This window comes from Micropruina glycogenica, assembly GCF_900289045.1.
GTDB lineage: Bacteria > Actinomycetota > Actinomycetes > Propionibacteriales > Propionibacteriaceae > Micropruina > Micropruina glycogenica.
This window is the reverse complement of sequence record NZ_LT985188.1, coordinates 2441367-2457228: the sequence shown is the minus strand read 5'-3', so window position 1 is coordinate 2457228 and position 15862 is coordinate 2441367. Positions and strand designations below refer to the sequence as shown.

Here is a 15862-nt window from a genome sequence, read left to right as displayed (position 1 = left end):
TCCTCAGTGCCCGCCCATGGGCATCGCGCCCACGTCGTCGACGTCGCGCACCGCCCTGGACTCTTTGAGCCACAGCATCAGCAGCGCGGCGATGGCCAAGAAGGCGGCAGAGAACAAGATCGCGTTACCCGGGTTGTCGCCCAGCAGATGAGTGTAGATCCACCCGAAGGTCACCGACTGAATGAGCATCGGAATGACGATCATCATGTTGATGATGCCCATGTAGACGCCCAGCCGGGTGGACGGCACCATGCGCACCGCCATGATGTACGGCACGCCCATGATCGAGGCCCACGCGATGCCGAAGCCGACCATCGGAATGAAGATCAGGTACTGGTTGGTCAAGAACGGCACGATCGCGAGGCCGACCGCGGCCAACAGCAGACACGCGCAGTGCACCAGCTTGGCACCGCGCTTGCGGGCGAAGGCGACCAGCCCGAACGCCACGCAGAACGTCACGATGTTGTACCAACCGTTGACCAGGCCCGTCCACGCCACGGCCTCTTCTTTGCCCTGATCGGTCTGGGGGAACATGTTCTGCGCGATGGTCAGGGCGATGAACTGCCAATAGATCACCAGGCCGTACCACTGAAAGAAGTAGACCAGGGCCAGCTTGCGCAGTTCGACCGGCATGTCGCGAATCGCCTCGCCGATCTCGGCGATCGCGGGGCCGAAACCGCCCTTCTGGTTGCGCATCGCCTCGAGCTCTTCGGGGCTGGGCGGAATCTCGGGCGTACGCAGCACCGAGATCAGCACCGAGCCGATCGAGCAGACGGCGCCGAGCATGAACGACCCGACCACCCAGTAGGGAATGCCGGCGTCGGTCGAGCCCTGGATCAACTTCTGGAACACGAACAGCGACAGGTTGGCCAAGGTGATGCCCAGGCCGGTGAAGAACGACTGGGCGAGGAAGCCCTTGCCCAACTGTGACGGCGGCAGCTTGTCGGCGATGAACGCCCGGTAGGGCTCCATCGCGGTGTTGTTGCTGGCGTCGAGCAGCCACAGCAGCAGCACGGCCATCCAGACCGCGGTGACGAAGGGGAACAGGAACAGGCAGATGCTGCAGCCGATCGCCCCGATCAGGAAGAACGGCTTGCGCCGCCCCCACCGCGGGCTCCAGGTGCGGTCGGACAGGGCGCCGATCAGCGGCTGGATCAGCAGGCCTGTGATCGGGCCGGCCAGGTTAAGAATCGGCAGGTCGTGGGGGTTGGCGCCGAGAAACTCGTACACCGGGTTCACGGCCGTCTGCTGCATGCCGAAGCTGTACTGAATGCCGAAGAAGCCGAAGTTCATGACCAGGATCTGCGGCATCGTCATCAGCGGCTTGGTGCGAACGATGCTGACGTGCTGCAGGTTCGGGGCGTCGGTGCTCATCGGCCGGCCTCCCGATTCGTCGTGGCGAGGTAGTCGGCCAGCCTGGTGAGTTCGGCCTCCCACGCGGTGCCGTGCCAACTGGCGACGTCGGCCTCGTAGGGGCCCTGGATGATGCGCACCAGGGTGTTGTCGCGGCCCATGCGGGTGAACTCGACCCGAAGCTCAAGCGGAACGTTGGGGTCGATGCCGGGGTCGCCGGTGATCTTCTCGCTCGACACGAACACGTCTGGCTCGAAGTACTCGGTGTAGACGCCGTCGGTGCCCACCCGGGTGCTCGGGTCTGCGTCGCGCACCTTGACGTGGTGGTGACGTCCACCCAGCGCGAGTTCGCCGCTGACGGTGTCTGTTTCGACGTGCCAGCCGGGCGAACCTCGCCACTGAGCCAGTTCTTCGGGTTGTGTCCAGGCTCTGAACACACGTTCACGGGGAGCGTCGAACTCTCGCTCCACCGTGACGATCACATTGGCGGTCACGCGTCACCTTCTTCGTTGGGTGGGTACACCGGGCGCCGCTTTGCGCTCGGTTGTGCAAATCTTGCACCGTCAGTGTGACATTGACCACCCTTTGGGTAAACCGGTTGCACACTCTGGCGGAAGAATGTGTCTTGTTGGCATCACTTGCAGCAGAATGGCAACGGCGTGGCCTGCGACGGGCGAGTTCCGTTGCCGGTGCCCGAACCTGAATAGGCTGGTGAAGTGATCGACAACCCTGCGACAGAGGGCGACGACTCACCGTTTCGCGCCGTGCGTGGGGCCGGCCGGGGTGTGCGGCTGATCGACGTGGCGAATGCCGCCGGGGTGTCGGTCGCCACCGCGTCGCGGTCGCTGCGCGGGGTCGCCAAGGTGTCGCCGGCCACCCGCGAACGAGTGCTGGACGCGGCCCGCGAACTTTCCTACGGCGTCGCGCCGCGACTGTTCGAAGCGCAGCCCGCCCAGCCCGGTGCCCCGGTGGTCGCGGTGATTCTGCCCTTCTTCACCCGCTGGTACTTCTCGACCGCCACGGCGGCCGCGCTGGACCACCTGCGCGCCAACGGCTACGACGTGCTGCTCTACCACCTGGGCACCGCCGAGGTGCGCGACCAGTTCTTCGAAACGCTGCCGCTCGCCGGCCGGGTGCAGGGCGTTCTCTCGCTGTCGATGCCGCTCGGCGAACACCACACGCTGGCGTTGCGGGCACTCGGACTGCCGCTGGTGAGCATCGGTTCGCACATCGACGGGTGGCCGTCGGTGGGCATCGACGACGTGGCCGCAGGGGCGCTCGCCGTGAACCATCTGCTCAATCAGGGGCACCAGCGTATCGGCCTGATCGCCGGCGCGGTCGACGACGCCCGCTTCGACTTCACCGCCTCGGTCGCCCGGCGGCTCGGTTACGAGCAGGCGCTCAACGCGGCCGGCATCGACTTCGATCCGGCGCTGGTGGTCGAGGGTCCGCACGGCATCGAGGGTGGGGCCCAGGCCATGATCGAACTGCTGGGTCGGCCGCACCTGCCAACTGCCGTACTCGCGGAGTTCGACGAACTGGCGATCGGGGCGCTCTGGGCGCTACGCCGCGCCGGGTTGCAGGTGCCGCGCGACGTGTCGGTGATCGGTATCGACGACATGGACACGGCCCGCTTCGTCGACCTCACCACCGTGGCTCAAGACGTGGTGGCTCAGGGACGCTACGCGGCCGTCCAACTCATTCGGCTGCTCAGCGGCGAGGCGGACCCCGACGACGCCGTGCAGCGGCTCGAGCCGATTCGGTTGGTGCTGCGCGAAAGCACCGCACCGCCGCACCGAGGGCGTGCGGCCGGGGCGTCGCTGCTCAGCTCCAATGAGTCCTGAGCGACGGCCCCGCTGGGTTTGCCCGGCGGCTGATCGGGTAGACCAGAGGGTGAGCGGGTCAACCAGAGGGTGAGCCGGAATGACTTCTGGGCCGCCCAGCGCTGACAATGAACAGACGCGCGGAACGTCCGTGCGGCATGGAAGGAAAGCGATGACTCAGCCCAACCCACGGCTCAGTTCGCTGTTCGAACTCGAGTACCCGCAGACGGTGGGCGTCTACGACGGCTACCCGCAGGCGCAGGCCGCCGTCGATTATCTGGCCGATCAGAAGTTCGCGGTCGAGAACCTGGCGATCGTCGGCACCGACCTGAGGTCGGTCGAGCGGGTGACCGGACGGCGCAACTGGGGAACCGTCATGGTGCAGGGCCTGCAGAGCGGACTGTCGACCGGTCTGATGGTCACGTTCATTCTGTGGTTTCTGCAGCCGCAGACCAACCCGCTGGTGCTGCTGCCCGGTGCATTGCTGATCGGCATTCTGATCGGCATCGCCTTCGCGGCGATCGGGTACGCCGCCTCACGCGGCAAGCGTGACTTCAACTCGATCAGCCAGACGGTGGCGAACAAGTACGAGCTGCTCTGCGAGCACAAGGTGGCGGGGCAGGCGCGTGAGTTGCTCACGCGCATGCCGGGCGCGCGGGCTGCGGCGTTCGACCCGCGTAACCAGCCGTGGCAGCCCCCGCAGCAGCAGTATCCGTCACAGGCCGGTTACCCCCAGCAGCCCTACGGGCAGCCTCCGGCCCAGCAATCGCCGTACGGTCAGCAGCAGACCTACGGGCAACCGCAGGCCTACGGCCAAGCCCCCACGCAGGCCTCGCCGCAGCAGGCGCCCAGCCAACCCTCGGCCGAGTCGTACGATCGGGGCGAGGGCATCGGCCGGGCACCGTCGTCCGATAACCAGAACGAGCAGGACGGACGCACCCCGCGCGGCGACAACTGAGCCTCGATCGTCTGGTCAGGCGAAGCGAAAGGGCCGCCCCCGGTTGGGGGCGGCCCTTTCTTGGGTTCGGGTGGCTCAGCGCTGCCCGGCGTTGCGCTCGTCGAGGGAGACAGTCTTGGTGATCTTGTCGGCGAACGTCTGCTTCTTGGCGTCCCACAAGGGGAACAGCCAGCCGATCAGGCAGGCCCACGAGTCGAGCAGGTGGCACACCGCACGCAGCACGGCCGTGTTGACCGTCGGAGTCTGGCCGCTGTCGGCCATCACCACGCGCACCTGGGCGATCTTGTGGCCGAACGAGTAGCCGGTGGTGGCGAGGCGGTAACCGGTGTTATAGCACCAGAAACCGAGCGTGAGCACGGTGCTCAGCAGGTTCGCCACGGATGACGTGCGGTCGGCAAAGATCAGTCCGATGATCATCGAGACCACGATCCCTGGAGCGACGAAGTCGATCAGGCCGCCCAGAGCGCGACGTCCCCAGGTGGCGAGCACCGGGCCCGAGGGGGCATAGGGGTTGGGCTGGTAGCCACCGGGTGCACCGTACGGCGAAGGGGCCCCGTAGCCGGCGTTGGGAGCCCCGTAGGGGGTCTGGGCACCCGCATTGGGGTCGTACCCGCCGGTGGCGTTCGGGCCGTAGCCGCCGGCAGGCGCTCCGTAAGGAGCAGCGGGGGGCTGCTGGCCGTACCCCGGTTGCTCCTGGCCGTACCCGGGCTGCTGCTGGCCGTACTGGGGCTGCTGGCCATACTCGGGCTGCTGCTGGCCATACCCGGGCTGCTGGCCATACTCGGGCTGCTGCTGGCCATAGCTCTCTTGGCCCTGAGCACCGTAGCTCGGGGTCTGGCCGAAGCTCTGGTCGCTGCCGCTGGGGGCCCCGTAGCCGGGTGGGGTGTAGCCGCCGGCCGCGGGGGCGTCGCTGCCGCTGGGGGCCCCGTAGCTGGGTGGGGTGTAGCCGCCTGCCGCGGGGGCGTCGCTGCCACTTGGGGCGGAGTAGCTGGGCGGGGTGTAGCCCGACTGCTGGCCCTGGCCGGCATCGGCACCGGGGGGCGTGTACCCAGGCGGTGAGTACGGGGGAGGGGTCGAGCCCTCGTCGGATTCGGTGGGCTTCTGGTCGTTGTTACCGGGCTGGTTGGTCACGGTTGCTCCTGGGTTTCGCGTTCAGGTGAGTGTGATCCTACGGGCGCGCGGCTCACATGCACCGGCACCCTTCGGCGTTTGATGGCGATAATGAACGTCGTGCCGTTGAAATCGACCGCCGCCGGGCCCTTTCAGCCCGTCACCGCCCTGCGCGGGCTGGCCGCCTTCGCGATCGTGGGGGTAGGGATCAGCGGCGTGGCCGCGGTCACCGGATGGGGCCTGCCGTGCCCGTGGCGCGCACTCACCGGCACGCTCTGCCCGCTGTGCGGCGCCACCCACGTCGGCATGGCCCTACTGCGCGGAGATCTGGCCGCGGCCTGGGCGGCCAACCCGTTCGTGCTGGCCGGCTTGGTGGTGCTGGTCGGCTTGGGTGTGATCTGGACGATCGAGGCGCTCGGTGGGCCGGCCGTCCGTGCACCCCGGGGGGTACGGCTCGACGGTCGTGGCGTCTGGGTCACGATCGGCCTGCTCGCGTTCGCGTTCACCCTGTGGCGCAACCTGGCCGGTGCCGCGGGTTGAGCCGGTACCCACGAGCCGTGGATCAGCCTGGGAAGGGTGTTGATCAACGGCCCTCGCTGGTTGAGCTTGTCGAAACCCCCTGGCCGGGCAAGGTCTCGACAGGCTCGACCAACGATGGTCAGCGCTTGCCTAACTGTCGGCCATGTCGCCGGCGAGAAACTCCGAGTAGGCGGGCAGGTCGAGTTGGCCCGAACCCGAGACGCCGATGACGATCACTGGCGAGGTGCCGTCTTCGGCCGCCTGTCGGGCTTCGCGCAGTGCGCCGGCGATGGCGTGGTTCGACTCCGACGCCGGCACGATGCCCTCGGTGCGGGCGAACAGCACTCCGGCGGCGAACGCCTCGCGCTGCTTGACGCTGATCGCGTCCATCATGCGCAGGTGCTTGACGAAGCTGAGCAGCGGCGCCATGCCGTGGTACCTGAGGCCGCCGGCGTGCACGGGGTCGGGCACGAAGTCGGGGCCCAGGGTGTACATCTTCAGCAGCGGGGTCATGCCTGCGGTGTCGCCGAAGTCGTAGCGGTATTCGCCCTCGGTCAGGGACGGTGCCGCCTTGGGTTCGCACGCCACCAGCCGGGTGGACGTCCGGCCGTCCAGGTTCTCGCGCAGGAACGGCAGCGTCAGCCCGCCCAGGTTCGAACCGCCGCCGGCACAGCCGTACACCACGTCTGCCTGCTCTTCGCCGAACTCCGCCAGTTGCTGCAGCGCCTCCTGACCGATCACCGTCTGGTGCAGCAGTACGTGGTTGAGCACAGAGCCCAGCGAGTACGACGAGTTCGGATCGGCCGCAGCCACCTCGATCGCCTCAGAGATCGCCATCCCCAGCGAGCCGGACGTGTCGGGGAAGCGCTCCTGGAACGAGCGCCCCGCCTGGGTGAGGTCGGACGGGGACGAGTGGACGGTCGCCCCAAAGGTCTCCATCAGCACGTGCCGGTACGGCTTGCCCTCGTACGACGACCGCACCTGCCAGATCTCGCACTCGAGGTCGAACACGTCGCAGGCGAACGCCAGGGCCGAGCCCCATTGGCCGGCGCCGGTCTCGGTGGTCAGCTTGGTGCGTCCGGCCTCTTTGTTGAAGTAGGCCTGGGCGACGGCCGAGTTGGTCTTGTGCGAGCCGACGGGGGACGCGCCCTCGTACTTGTAGTAGATGCGGGCAGGCGTGCCGAGTTCCTGCTCGAGCCGCCAGGCCCGAATCATCGGCGACGGTCGCCAGAGCCGGTAGATGTCACGCACGGCCTGCGGAATCTCGATCCAACGCTCGGTGCTCGCCTCTTGCGCGATCAGCCCCATCGGAAACAGCGGGGCCAGGTCGTCCGGCGTCAGCGGTTCGCGGGTGCCCGGGTGCAGCGGCGGCGGCGGAGCCTCGGGCAGGTCGGCGACGATGTTGTACCAGTGGGTGGGGATCTTCGACTCGTCGAGGACCACCTTCGTCTTCGTAGGTGCGCTCACGGTGCGGATGCTAGCGCCGTGCCGCAAGCCGCGTCATTCGATCTCGGACGGCTGTGCTCACAGCCACTTGAACTTGCGGAACAGCAGGTACAACACCACCATGCCGATCACGTTGACCGCCATCACCACGAAGTAGCTGCCCGCCCACGACAACTCGGGCATGTCGGTGAAGTTCATGCCGTAGATCGCGCCCAGCGTGGTCGGAATCGCCAGAATCGCCACCGCGGCCGAGATCTTGCGCATGTCGCGGTTGTCGGCCATCGACGCCCTGGCCAGCGCCGCCTGCAGAATGTTGGTCAGCTGGTCTTCCATGGCGCCGACCGTCTCACGCACCTGCTGCACGCGCTCGGCCAGTTCGCGAAAGTACGGCCGGGCGTCTTCGCCGATGGAGGGGAAGTCGCGCGTGCACAGGGCGGTCAGCGGTGCGCCGAGCGGCCCGACGCAGCGGCGGAACTCGATCAGTTCGCGCTTGATCGCGTAGGCCCGTTCGACGTCGGGTTGGCCGTCGTTGCCGAACACGAGCTCTTCACAGTCCTCGACGTCCTCCTCCATCTGCGCGGCCACCCGCTCGAAGTCGTCGATCGCCACCGACAGGCAGGCGTACAGCACCCGCGACGGGCCGAGCGGCATGTCGTCCGAATCCTGCTCGACCTCGCGCCGCACCTCGGCCATGCGCGTCGGCCCGCTGTGTCGTGAGGTCATCACGTACCAGTCGCCGAGAAACACCATCAGCTCGCCGGTGGTGACGATCTCGGCCGCCTCGTCGGCGCCCCGGTCGACGTAGGCGACGGTCGAGATCACGAAGAAAAGGTTCTCGTCGAACCGCTCCAGCTTCGATCGGCGGTGGCCGTGCACGGCGTCCTCGATGGCCAGTTCGTGCAGGCCTATCCGTTCGCCGAGCGCCTCCATGGTGGCCTCGGTGGGGTTGTGCAGGCCGATCCAGATGTAGCCGTCACCGTGCCGGGCCGCCCCCACCGCCTCGTCGAGCACCTCCGAGGGGCACGGGTGGCCGCCGACGTAACGCGACCAGATGAGTTCGGGGGGCATCTTTTTGGTGCCGAGGCCACGGGGCCGTTCGTGCGCGGAGTCCCAGTTGCTGCGAACCGTCATCGGAATGCCTCCTCACTAGGACCGCAGCCCATGGTAGGCCGATGTTCAGCGGTGTCCTAGTAGCCCGTCCATCCAGCTTTCGACGGCCTCGGCGGTGCGCGGCAGCCGCGCCGAGAGGTTCTCGCAGCCGGTCTCGGTGATCAGCACGTCGTCTTCGATGCGCACCCCGATGCCGCGCAGTTCGTCGGGCACCAGCAGGTCGGTCGACTTGAAGTACAGGCCCGGTTCGACGGTGATCACCATGCCGGGCCGCAGCACGGCGTCGCGGTAGTTCTCTTGCCGCGCCTGCGCGCAGTCGTGCACGTCGATGCCCAAGTGGTGGGACGTTCCGTGCACCATCCAGCGCCGGTGGTGGCCCCCTTGCTCGGGGTCCAGCGTCTGCTCGACAGACACCGGCAGCAGCCCCCACTCGAGCAGGTGCTCGGCGATCACCCGGATCGCCGCGGCGTGCACGTCGGAGAACTTGGCCCCCGGCTTGGCCGCCGCCATGCCGGCCTCTTGGGCCGCGAGCACCGCGTCGTACACCTTGCGCTGGGCCGGGGTGAACCGTCCGCCCACCGGCAGGGTACGGGTGATGTCGGCGGTGTACAGGCTGTCGAGCTCGACACCGGCGTCGAGCAGCAACAGGCCGTCGGGGGTCAAGTCGCCGTCGTTGCGAATCCAGTGCAGCGTGTTCGCGTGATCGCCGGCCGCGGCGATGGTGTCGTAGCCCACCGCGTTGCCCGCGTGCCTGGCGTGCAACCCGAACACGCCCTCGACCCAGCGTTCGCCACGGCCGCGCCGGACGGCCTCGGGCAGGGCGGCCACCACGGCCTCGAAGCCGTCGGCGGTCACGTCGCAGGCGACCCGCATCTGCTCGATCTCGAAGTCGTCCTTGACCAACCGCAGCTCGCTCAGCGCGACGGTCAACTGCATGTCGCCGGCCGCCTCGGCGCCCAGGCCCAGCGCGGTGCGCTGGCCGTTCAGCTGCGCGGTGAGCTGCGCGTCGGCGTCCGACACGATCAGCACCCGGGTGGCGCCGGCGTTCTTCGCCAGCGCCTCGGACAGTTGGCTGATCGGCGCGCAGGCCAGCCCGGTGAGCGCCTCCATCTCGCCCAGCGACTCGCGCTGGCCGACCCACATCTCGCCGTAGCGCGAATCGGCGTAGAACTCGCGATCGGTGCGGGGCACCCGCGGCTTGAAGTACAGCGTGGCGTCGTGGCCGTCGTCGGTGGGTTCGAGCACCAGCACGGCAGCGGGCTCGCGGTCGGTGCCCAGCCCGGTCAGGTGCGCGAACGCCGAGTGCGGCCGAAACCGGTAGTCGGTGTCGTTGGACCGCACCGACAGGTCGCCGGCGGGAATCACCAGCCGGTCACCGGGGAACTGCGCGCTCAGGGCTTCGCGGCGGGCCGGTGCGTACGCGGTGGCGGGCAGCGCGGCGGGCGGTACGTCGGAGTAGGGCGCCCAACCCTGCGGAATGAACGCCCGGAACGGCTCAGAGAAGGGGCTCTGCCGGTTGGGCAGCTCCTGGTTCTCGCCCTCGGCCGGGCCGGTCTCGTCGGCCACGATCAGCTGTTCCAGCGCAGCATGGCCCACGATTCCTTCTCGCGGCCCAGAATCGAGATGCTGGCCACTTCGAGCGGAAACGCCTGGCCGAAGATCAGCGGAAAGTCCATCCAACACAGGGCCAACACCCGCGAGGCGTGGCCGTGGCCGAAGCAGATCGCCTTGTCGACGCCTGATGCCCGCACCCGGTGAACGACCCGGGTGAGCCGCTCACGCACCTGGTCGGCGGTTTCGCCGTTCGGCACACCGTTGAACCACAGCCGCCAACCGTGGTGGTCCTCGCGAATCTGCGCAGACGTCTTGCCCTCGTAGTCGCCGTAGTTCCACTCCTGAAGGTCGTCGGTGACCTCGTAGTCGGTGAAGCCGGCCAGTTCGGCGGTCTTGCGGGCGCGCATGCGTGGGCTGGTCAACACCAGGCCGAACTCGCTCGGGTCGAGCCGCTCACGCAGGGCGGTCGCCTGCTTGACACCGTGCTCGGTGAGATCGAGATCGGTGAACGAGGTGTGCTGGCCGGACTTGCTCCATTCGGTCTGTCCGTGGCGGACGAGATACAGCAGGGTCATGCGCCCATCTAACCAGCGGCTAGAGTCGGAGGCCACAACTCCAGGAGGTCGCCATGCAGGCTGCTGCCACCGCTCAAACGAGGCTGCTGCAACTGCAGTCGATCGACACCGCGATCGCTCAGCTCGATCATCGGCGGCGCTCACTGCCCGAACTGGCAGCCATCGCCGAGCGCCAGGTGGTGCGCCGGCGGCAGGCCGAAGAGCTGATCGCCGCCAACACCGCGGTCAGCGATCTGGAGCTCGATCAGGCCAAGGCCGAGGACGATCTGGTGCCGGTGCGCCAGCGGTTGCAGCGCGATCAGCAGCGCGTCAACGACGGCACCGTCAGCGACCCCAAGCAGCTCAACGCCCTGTTGGACGAGATCGAGCACCTCAAGCGCCGCATCGTCGCCCTCGAAGACGACGAACTCGAGGTGATGGAACGGCTCGAGGCCGCCACCGGCGTCCGCGATCAACTGGTGGCCGACCGCGCGGCGGGTGAAGGTGAACTGCGCGCTCTGATCGCCGCGCGCGACACTCAGTTCGCCGAACTGGACGCCGAGCTGGCCGGCCAGCGCTCGCTGCGCGAAGGGCTGGTTGCCGAGCTGCCGGCCGACCTGGTGGACCTGTACGACAAGGTGCGCGCCAAGAGCGGAGGAGTGGGGGCTGCCGCGCTGGTGCAGCGTCGCTGTTCGGGTTGCCAGTTGCAGGTGAACGCCGCCGACCTGGTGCGCTACCGCCACGCGTCACCCGATGAGGTGCTGCGCTGCGAAGAGTGCAACCGCATTCTGGTGCGCACCGCCGAATCGGGGCTGTGATGGCCCGGGCGCCGAGGCTGCCGCAGGGCGTCGGCGGTTTCGACGAATCGACGGCGGCGCGGGTGCTGACCTTCGACCACGTCGGTATCACGGTGAGTGACCTCGACAGTGCAACGGCCTTCTTCGTCAGCCTCGGGCTGGAGGTCGAAGAACGTATGGCGGTTGACGGGGACTTCCTCGACACCGTGATCGGCATGACGGGTGCGCGCACGCAGATCGTCATGCTGCGAGCGCCCGACGGCGGCACCGGGGTCGAACTGTCGAGCTTCGATCGCCCCGACGTGCTGCCAGGCTCAGCCGCACCCACCAATCAGGCGGGATTGCGCAGCGTCGCGTTTCAGGTGGACGACATCGACGCCCTCGTCGAGCGGGTGGCGGCCGACGGCTACGGCCTGGTGGGCGGCATCGGCCAGTACGAGAACGTCTGGCGCATGGCGTACGTGCGTGGCCCCGACGGCATCATCGTCGCCCTCGCGCAACGCATCGACTGACGGGCAAGGGGACGGTTCTCCAACCGGGTAGGGGACGGTTCTCCGACCGGGTAAGGGACGGTTCTCCGACCGGGTAGGGGACGCTTCTCCAACCGGCAAGGGGACGGTTCTCCAACCGGGTAGGGGACGGTTCTCCAACCGCTGGAGAACCGTCCCCTGACCGCTGAGAAACCTCCCCTTCGCCCGTCGTGGTCATGCCGAGTGACCGGGCTGGAGGCTGCGGATCCGCACAGGCGGTCGTGCGGCGCCACATCGAGTCCGGCCGGTATCAAAGCGGCCTGCCGGGGCTACCTTGAGGTATGCGTTACCGGTCACGTTCGGTTCGTGGCATTCGGGCCTACGCGGTGTGCGGTGTGAACACCGTGTCGTTCGCCCTGACCGCCACCGAATTCGCCCGCAAGGGCCTGCTGGGGTTCTGCGTCGAACGCGCCGCCGAGGGCGGACCGTTCGTCTGGATGCGCGGGTTCAAGGTGTTCCCGTCGCTGGTGCGCGACCCCAAGCCGACTGATGAGGTGTCGACGTACACCCACCCGATTCAGGCGCTGGTGTGGGACGACTTCACGCTGCGTGGCGACACCACCTACACCTACCGCTTTCACCCGATGCGTGGGACGCCGGCCAAGCCGCGACGCAACAAGCCGATCACCATCACGGTGCACACGGAGCCGCTGCATGGCGGCGCCAATGACGTGGTCTTCAACCGCGGCGTGGCCTCGAGCCAGGCCTACCAGCGCCGGTTCAACGGGCTGCCGCCCGACGCCCAGCCGACCCCCGAGTTGCGGCAACAGGCGCTCGACTGGCTCAGCCGCGATCTGGACGACGTGCTGCTGGACTTCATTCGAACAACCGCCCCCGGCGACGCGCTGCACGGCGCGTTCTACGAGTTCAACTATGCCCCCGTGCTCGACAAACTGGTCCGCGCCGCCGACCGGGGCGTCGAGGTGCGCCTGGTGATCGACTTCAAGAACACCGCCGACGGCCCGCGGGTGCCCAACCAGGCCGCCATCGCCGCCGCCGGCTTTCCGCCCGGCGTGATCATTGCCCGCGAGGCGCGGGTGTCGGCGATCGCGCACAACAAGTTCCTGGTGCGCAGCGAGGCCGGAACCCCCACCACGGTCTGGACGGGCTCGACCAACCTGACCAGGGGCGGCGTGCACGGCCAGTCGAATGTCGGCCAATTGGTGCGCGACGCCCGCACCGCCGCCGCCTACGAGGCGTACTTCGACCTGCTGGCCACCGACCCCGGCGGACGGTCGGCGGACACCGCCACCGACAAACGAACCAAGAACGCCGCGTTCAAGGCGGCGGTGGCCGCCTTGAGCCCGGGCCCGGCCGACCGGGCGGGTGTCGCACCCGGCATCACCCCGGTGTTCAGCCCGCGGCCCGACCTGGGGGCACTCAACCTGTACGCCCAACTGATCGGAGCGGGCACCACCTCGCTGGCCTGCGCCACGTTCGCGTTCGGCATCGCGCAAGAGATTCAAGACGCCGCCGCGGGCGGAACCCCTGACGGCCCGCTGCGGTTCTTTCTGCTCGAAACCCGCGGCAAGGCGACGGTTCGCCTCGACTCGTCGCGCAACGTCTACCAGGCCTGGGGTTCTGAACTCGACCACCCGCTGGGTCAGTGGGTCGCCGAGACCACCACCCGTGAACTGGGCCTCAACAAGCACGTCGCGTTCATTCACGACAAGTTCCTGCTCAGCGACCCGCTCGGTCCTGACCCGGTGGTGGTCACCGGCTCGGCCAACTTCTCGAAGGCCTCCACCACCGAGAACGACGAGAACATGATCATCATCAGGGGTGACGCTCGGGTGGCCGACATCTATTTCACCGAGTTCAACCGGCTGTTCTTTCACTACTACTTTCGTTCGGTGGTGCAGCAGCTGTCAGCACGCAACGGTCAACAGCAGGGCGACCAACCCCAGGCCGACCAGCACGCCTTCGACCTGATCGAGAACGACACCTGGACCCTGAAGTACGCACCCGGCACGCTGCGCGCGAAACGGGTGCAGAAGCTCGCCGAGATGGCCGATCCGCTGGACGGCTGACTCACTCGCGTCACCGACGACCGTTAGGGTGAACCCCATCGACGAGAGGGGTCGAGATGGGCGCGGTATCGGGCTTGGGCCTGGTGCTGGGCCTGTGCGCCTTTCTGGTGACGTTCGCGCCCAGCCTGCTGCCCCGACGCTGGCTGATGCAGGGCCTGATCGGCGGTGTCGTGGCCGTGATCGGCTACCTCGTCGGCCTGGCGCTCGAAGCGACCGCTCGATTCTTGGCCCGCATGATCGGTTTGACCGTGCAGGTCACCTGGACGATGCCCGGCGGTCAACAAATACTGACGCTGGTCGGGGTGACGCTCCTGGTGTTGGGTTGGTCGTGGTCGGTTCGGGAGCATCGCAGGACCGCCCGGCTGGTCGACATGCCGCTGCAGCCCGTCTGGCACGACATCGCGGCCACGGGTGTGGCGTTGGCGTTTCTGGCGGTGCTGGTGACGCTGGTCACCGGGCTGGTGATGCTGGGTAGCTGGGCCACCAATGGTCTGGACCTGTTCATGCCGTCACTGCTGTCGTTGTTGGTGGTCGTGGTGGCGATCATCGTCGCGCTGCGGCTGGTCAACCGCGTGCTGGTGCGTCGCGTGTTCGAGTCGCTCACCAGGCAGGCCGAGAAGATGAACCGGCGCCGCCCCCGCGGGGTCGAGGCTCCGACCTCGGCCACCCGCAGCGGCAGCCCCGGCGCCGCGCAGTCATGGGACGACCTGGGCCGTCGTGGCCAGATCTTCACCTCGTGCGGGCCGTCCGCCCAGCAGATCGAAGCCGTGACCGGCGAGCCTGCGCTCGAGCCGATTCGCGTCTACGCCACCCAGGGTGACGACGGTGTCGCCGGAGCGGTCGCGGCGGCCATGGCCGAGGTGCGCCGCACCGGTGCCCTCAACCGGGGCACCCTGGTGGTGAACACCCCTGCAGGTCGGGGTTGGGTGGACGAGTTCTCGGTGCAGGCCGTGGAGTACCTCACCGGCGGTGACTGCGCGACCGTCTCGATCCAGTACTCGAAGCTGGCCAGCGCGTTCGTGTTTCTGGCCGACCGCGACACCCCCGGCCAGAGTGCGTTCGCGCTGCTGGAGGCGCTCGAAGAAGAGATCGAGCTGATGCCGCGCGACCGCCGTCCGGCCATCTTCGTGAGCGGCGAGTCGCTGGGCAGTTTCGGCGGCCACGGCGCCTTCGTCGACGCCGATGACATGGTGGCCCGTATCGCAGGAGCGGTCTGGATCGGCACACCGGGCTTCACCCGCATCGCCCGCGACTTGGTACGGCTGCGCATGCGGGGCTCACCCGAGATCACCCCCGTGATCGACAACGGCAAGCACATTCGCTTCGTCACCAGACCCGAAGAGCTGGTCGCCGACGCCTACGGACGTCCACTGGGCCGATGGGACGCCCCGCGCATCGTCTACGTCGCGCACGCGTCCGACCCGATGGCCCGGTTCACCGCCGAACTCGCGTGGCGAGAGCCGGACTGGTTGCACGAACGTGCCGGCTCCGATGTCAACCCGTCCCTGCGCTGGTGGCCACTGGTCACCTGGTTTCAGGTCAGCACCGACATGGCCACCAGCCTCGACACCCCGCCCGGGCACGGCCACATCTACGAAGACGAACTGGTGCCGGTGTGGGCCGCGGTGCTGCAGCGCACGGACGCTCCGGTCACGGCCATCGTCGCCGCGATCAGATCGGCGGTCGAGGTGTTGAAGAAGCCGGCACCGGGTGCCGCGGTCGGCTCGGGTAAGGGATCGGGGTCGCTGGGGTCGATTCGCCCGGGTGGTGGGTTGGGCGGCCCGGGCGCGTCCGGTTAGGCCGCTGGTCGAGCTTCTGGATGGTCGAGCTTGTCGAGAGCCCGTTGGTTGCGTCTGTTGCCGCGGAGCGGGGGCGCCCCTGTCCCGCCCTTGCTGAACTGCTCGGCTAGCGCCTCGCAGGTGCGCAAACGCCCGACCACACCCTGACAGGGACGCTCCCGCTCCGCTTTGACGTTGCGCTCGCAGCCTTCGTCATCCCGGCGAACGCGGGATCTCATAACGCGATCTGCGTTCTCTCGTTGGTTGAGCGTGTCGAGACCTCGTCGCGCCCGTCACGTG

Annotated in this window: 13 protein-coding genes and 1 pseudogene; 7 read left to right on the top strand and 7 right to left on the bottom strand. The window is 68.1% G+C overall.

The window, feature by feature from the left end; genetic code table 11:
* Positions 1 to 3: 3 nt before the first annotated feature.
* Positions 4 to 1374 (bottom strand): MFS transporter, encoded by a 1371-nt coding sequence (locus tag MPLG2_RS11595; protein WP_105186260.1) that lies wholly within the window; start codon positions 1372 to 1374, stop codon positions 4 to 6.
* Complete coding sequence (locus MPLG2_RS11590; protein WP_105186259.1) at positions 1371 to 1847, bottom strand: SRPBCC family protein; 477 nt, start codon at positions 1845 to 1847, stop codon at positions 1371 to 1373. Before MPLG2_RS11590 ends, MPLG2_RS11595 begins: the two co-directional genes overlap by 4 nt.
* 222 nt (positions 1848 to 2069) lie before the next feature.
* Here MPLG2_RS11590 and MPLG2_RS11585 point away from each other — a divergent pair, with 222 nt between their 5' ends.
* Entirely contained in the window at positions 2070 to 3197 is a 1128-nt protein-coding gene (locus MPLG2_RS11585; RefSeq protein ID WP_231935638.1) for a LacI family DNA-binding transcriptional regulator, read from the top strand.
* 151 nt (positions 3198 to 3348) lie between these two features.
* Positions 3349 to 3849, top strand: a pseudogene (locus MPLG2_RS11580) (general stress protein); the annotation flags it as partial.
* Positions 3850 to 4209: 360 nt separating this feature from the next.
* On the opposite strand, the gene MPLG2_RS11575 reads toward MPLG2_RS11580, so the two are convergent.
* The gene (locus MPLG2_RS11575) at positions 4210 to 5265 is read right to left on the bottom strand and encodes an RDD family protein (RefSeq protein ID WP_105186258.1); all 1056 of its coding nucleotides are present in this window, start codon (positions 5263 to 5265) and stop codon (positions 4210 to 4212) included.
* 99 nt (positions 5266 to 5364) lie between these two features.
* Here MPLG2_RS11575 and MPLG2_RS11570 point away from each other — a divergent pair, with 99 nt between their 5' ends.
* On the top strand, positions 5365 to 5784 hold the full coding sequence (locus tag MPLG2_RS11570) for a DUF2752 domain-containing protein (protein WP_158681104.1): 420 nt from the start codon (positions 5365 to 5367) through the stop codon (positions 5782 to 5784).
* A 129-nt stretch (positions 5785 to 5913) separates the two neighbouring features.
* Here MPLG2_RS11570 and MPLG2_RS11565 read toward each other — a convergent pair whose 3' ends face one another.
* Genes MPLG2_RS11565 through MPLG2_RS11550 form a run of 4 tightly spaced genes read right to left on the bottom strand, consistent with a single transcriptional unit; the run spans position 5914 to position 10448 of the window.
* On the bottom strand, positions 5914 to 7230 hold the full coding sequence (locus tag MPLG2_RS11565) for a TrpB-like pyridoxal phosphate-dependent enzyme (RefSeq protein WP_105186256.1): 1317 nt from the start codon (positions 7228 to 7230) through the stop codon (positions 5914 to 5916).
* 57 nt (positions 7231 to 7287) lie between these two features.
* Positions 7288 to 8340 (bottom strand): magnesium and cobalt transport protein CorA, encoded by a 1053-nt coding sequence (locus MPLG2_RS11560; RefSeq protein WP_105186255.1) that lies wholly within the window; start codon positions 8338 to 8340, stop codon positions 7288 to 7290.
* Between the two features lie 45 nt (positions 8341 to 8385).
* Positions 8386 to 9885, bottom strand: a complete 1500-nt coding sequence (locus tag MPLG2_RS11555; RefSeq protein ID WP_173909661.1) for an aminopeptidase P family protein — start codon at positions 9883 to 9885, stop codon at positions 8386 to 8388.
* Between the two features lie 2 nt (positions 9886 to 9887).
* Positions 9888 to 10448 (bottom strand): histidine phosphatase family protein, encoded by a 561-nt coding sequence (locus MPLG2_RS11550; RefSeq protein WP_105187636.1) that lies wholly within the window; start codon positions 10446 to 10448, stop codon positions 9888 to 9890.
* Between the two features lie 53 nt (positions 10449 to 10501).
* Here MPLG2_RS11550 and MPLG2_RS11545 point away from each other — a divergent pair, with 53 nt between their 5' ends.
* The 4 genes from MPLG2_RS11545 to MPLG2_RS11530 all read left to right on the top strand — a co-directional run bounded on the left by MPLG2_RS11545 (position 10502) and on the right by MPLG2_RS11530 (position 15583).
* On the top strand, positions 10502 to 11245 hold the full coding sequence (locus MPLG2_RS11545; RefSeq protein ID WP_197709924.1) for a zinc ribbon domain-containing protein: 744 nt from the start codon (positions 10502 to 10504) through the stop codon (positions 11243 to 11245).
* A complete protein-coding gene (locus MPLG2_RS11540; RefSeq protein WP_105186253.1) occupies positions 11245 to 11736 on the top strand; it encodes a VOC family protein in 492 nt (163 codons plus the stop codon). The genes MPLG2_RS11545 and MPLG2_RS11540 overlap by 1 nt, the downstream gene beginning before the upstream one ends.
* Positions 11737 to 12035: 299 nt before the next feature.
* Positions 12036 to 13784, top strand: coding sequence for a phospholipase D-like domain-containing protein (locus tag MPLG2_RS11535; protein WP_105186252.1), 1749 nt, complete (start codon positions 12036 to 12038; stop codon positions 13782 to 13784).
* Between the two features lie 56 nt (positions 13785 to 13840).
* Positions 13841 to 15583, top strand: coding sequence for an alpha/beta hydrolase (locus MPLG2_RS11530; RefSeq protein WP_105186251.1), 1743 nt, complete (start codon positions 13841 to 13843; stop codon positions 15581 to 15583).
* Positions 15584 to 15862: the final 279 nt, after the last annotated feature.

Excerpts from the sequence above, each read along its gene's own strand:
- MPLG2_RS11595 (WP_105186260.1), bottom strand. The coding sequence starts at position 1,374 with ATGAGCACCGACGCCCCGAACCTGCAGCACGTCAGCATCGTTCGCACC.
- MPLG2_RS11560 (WP_105186255.1), bottom strand. The coding sequence starts at position 8,340 with ATGACGGTTCGCAGCAACTGGGACTCCGCGCACGAACGGCCCCGTGGC.
- MPLG2_RS11550 (WP_105187636.1), bottom strand. The coding sequence starts at position 10,448 with ATGACCCTGCTGTATCTCGTCCGCCACGGACAGACCGAATGGAGCAAG.
- MPLG2_RS11545 (WP_197709924.1), top strand. The coding sequence starts at position 10,502 with ATGCAGGCTGCTGCCACCGCTCAAACGAGGCTGCTGCAACTGCAGTCG.
- MPLG2_RS11540 (WP_105186253.1), top strand. The coding sequence starts at position 11,245 with ATGGCCCGGGCGCCGAGGCTGCCGCAGGGCGTCGGCGGTTTCGACGAA.
- MPLG2_RS11535 (WP_105186252.1), top strand. The coding sequence starts at position 12,036 with ATGCGTTACCGGTCACGTTCGGTTCGTGGCATTCGGGCCTACGCGGTG.
- MPLG2_RS11530 (WP_105186251.1), top strand. The coding sequence starts at position 13,841 with ATGGGCGCGGTATCGGGCTTGGGCCTGGTGCTGGGCCTGTGCGCCTTT.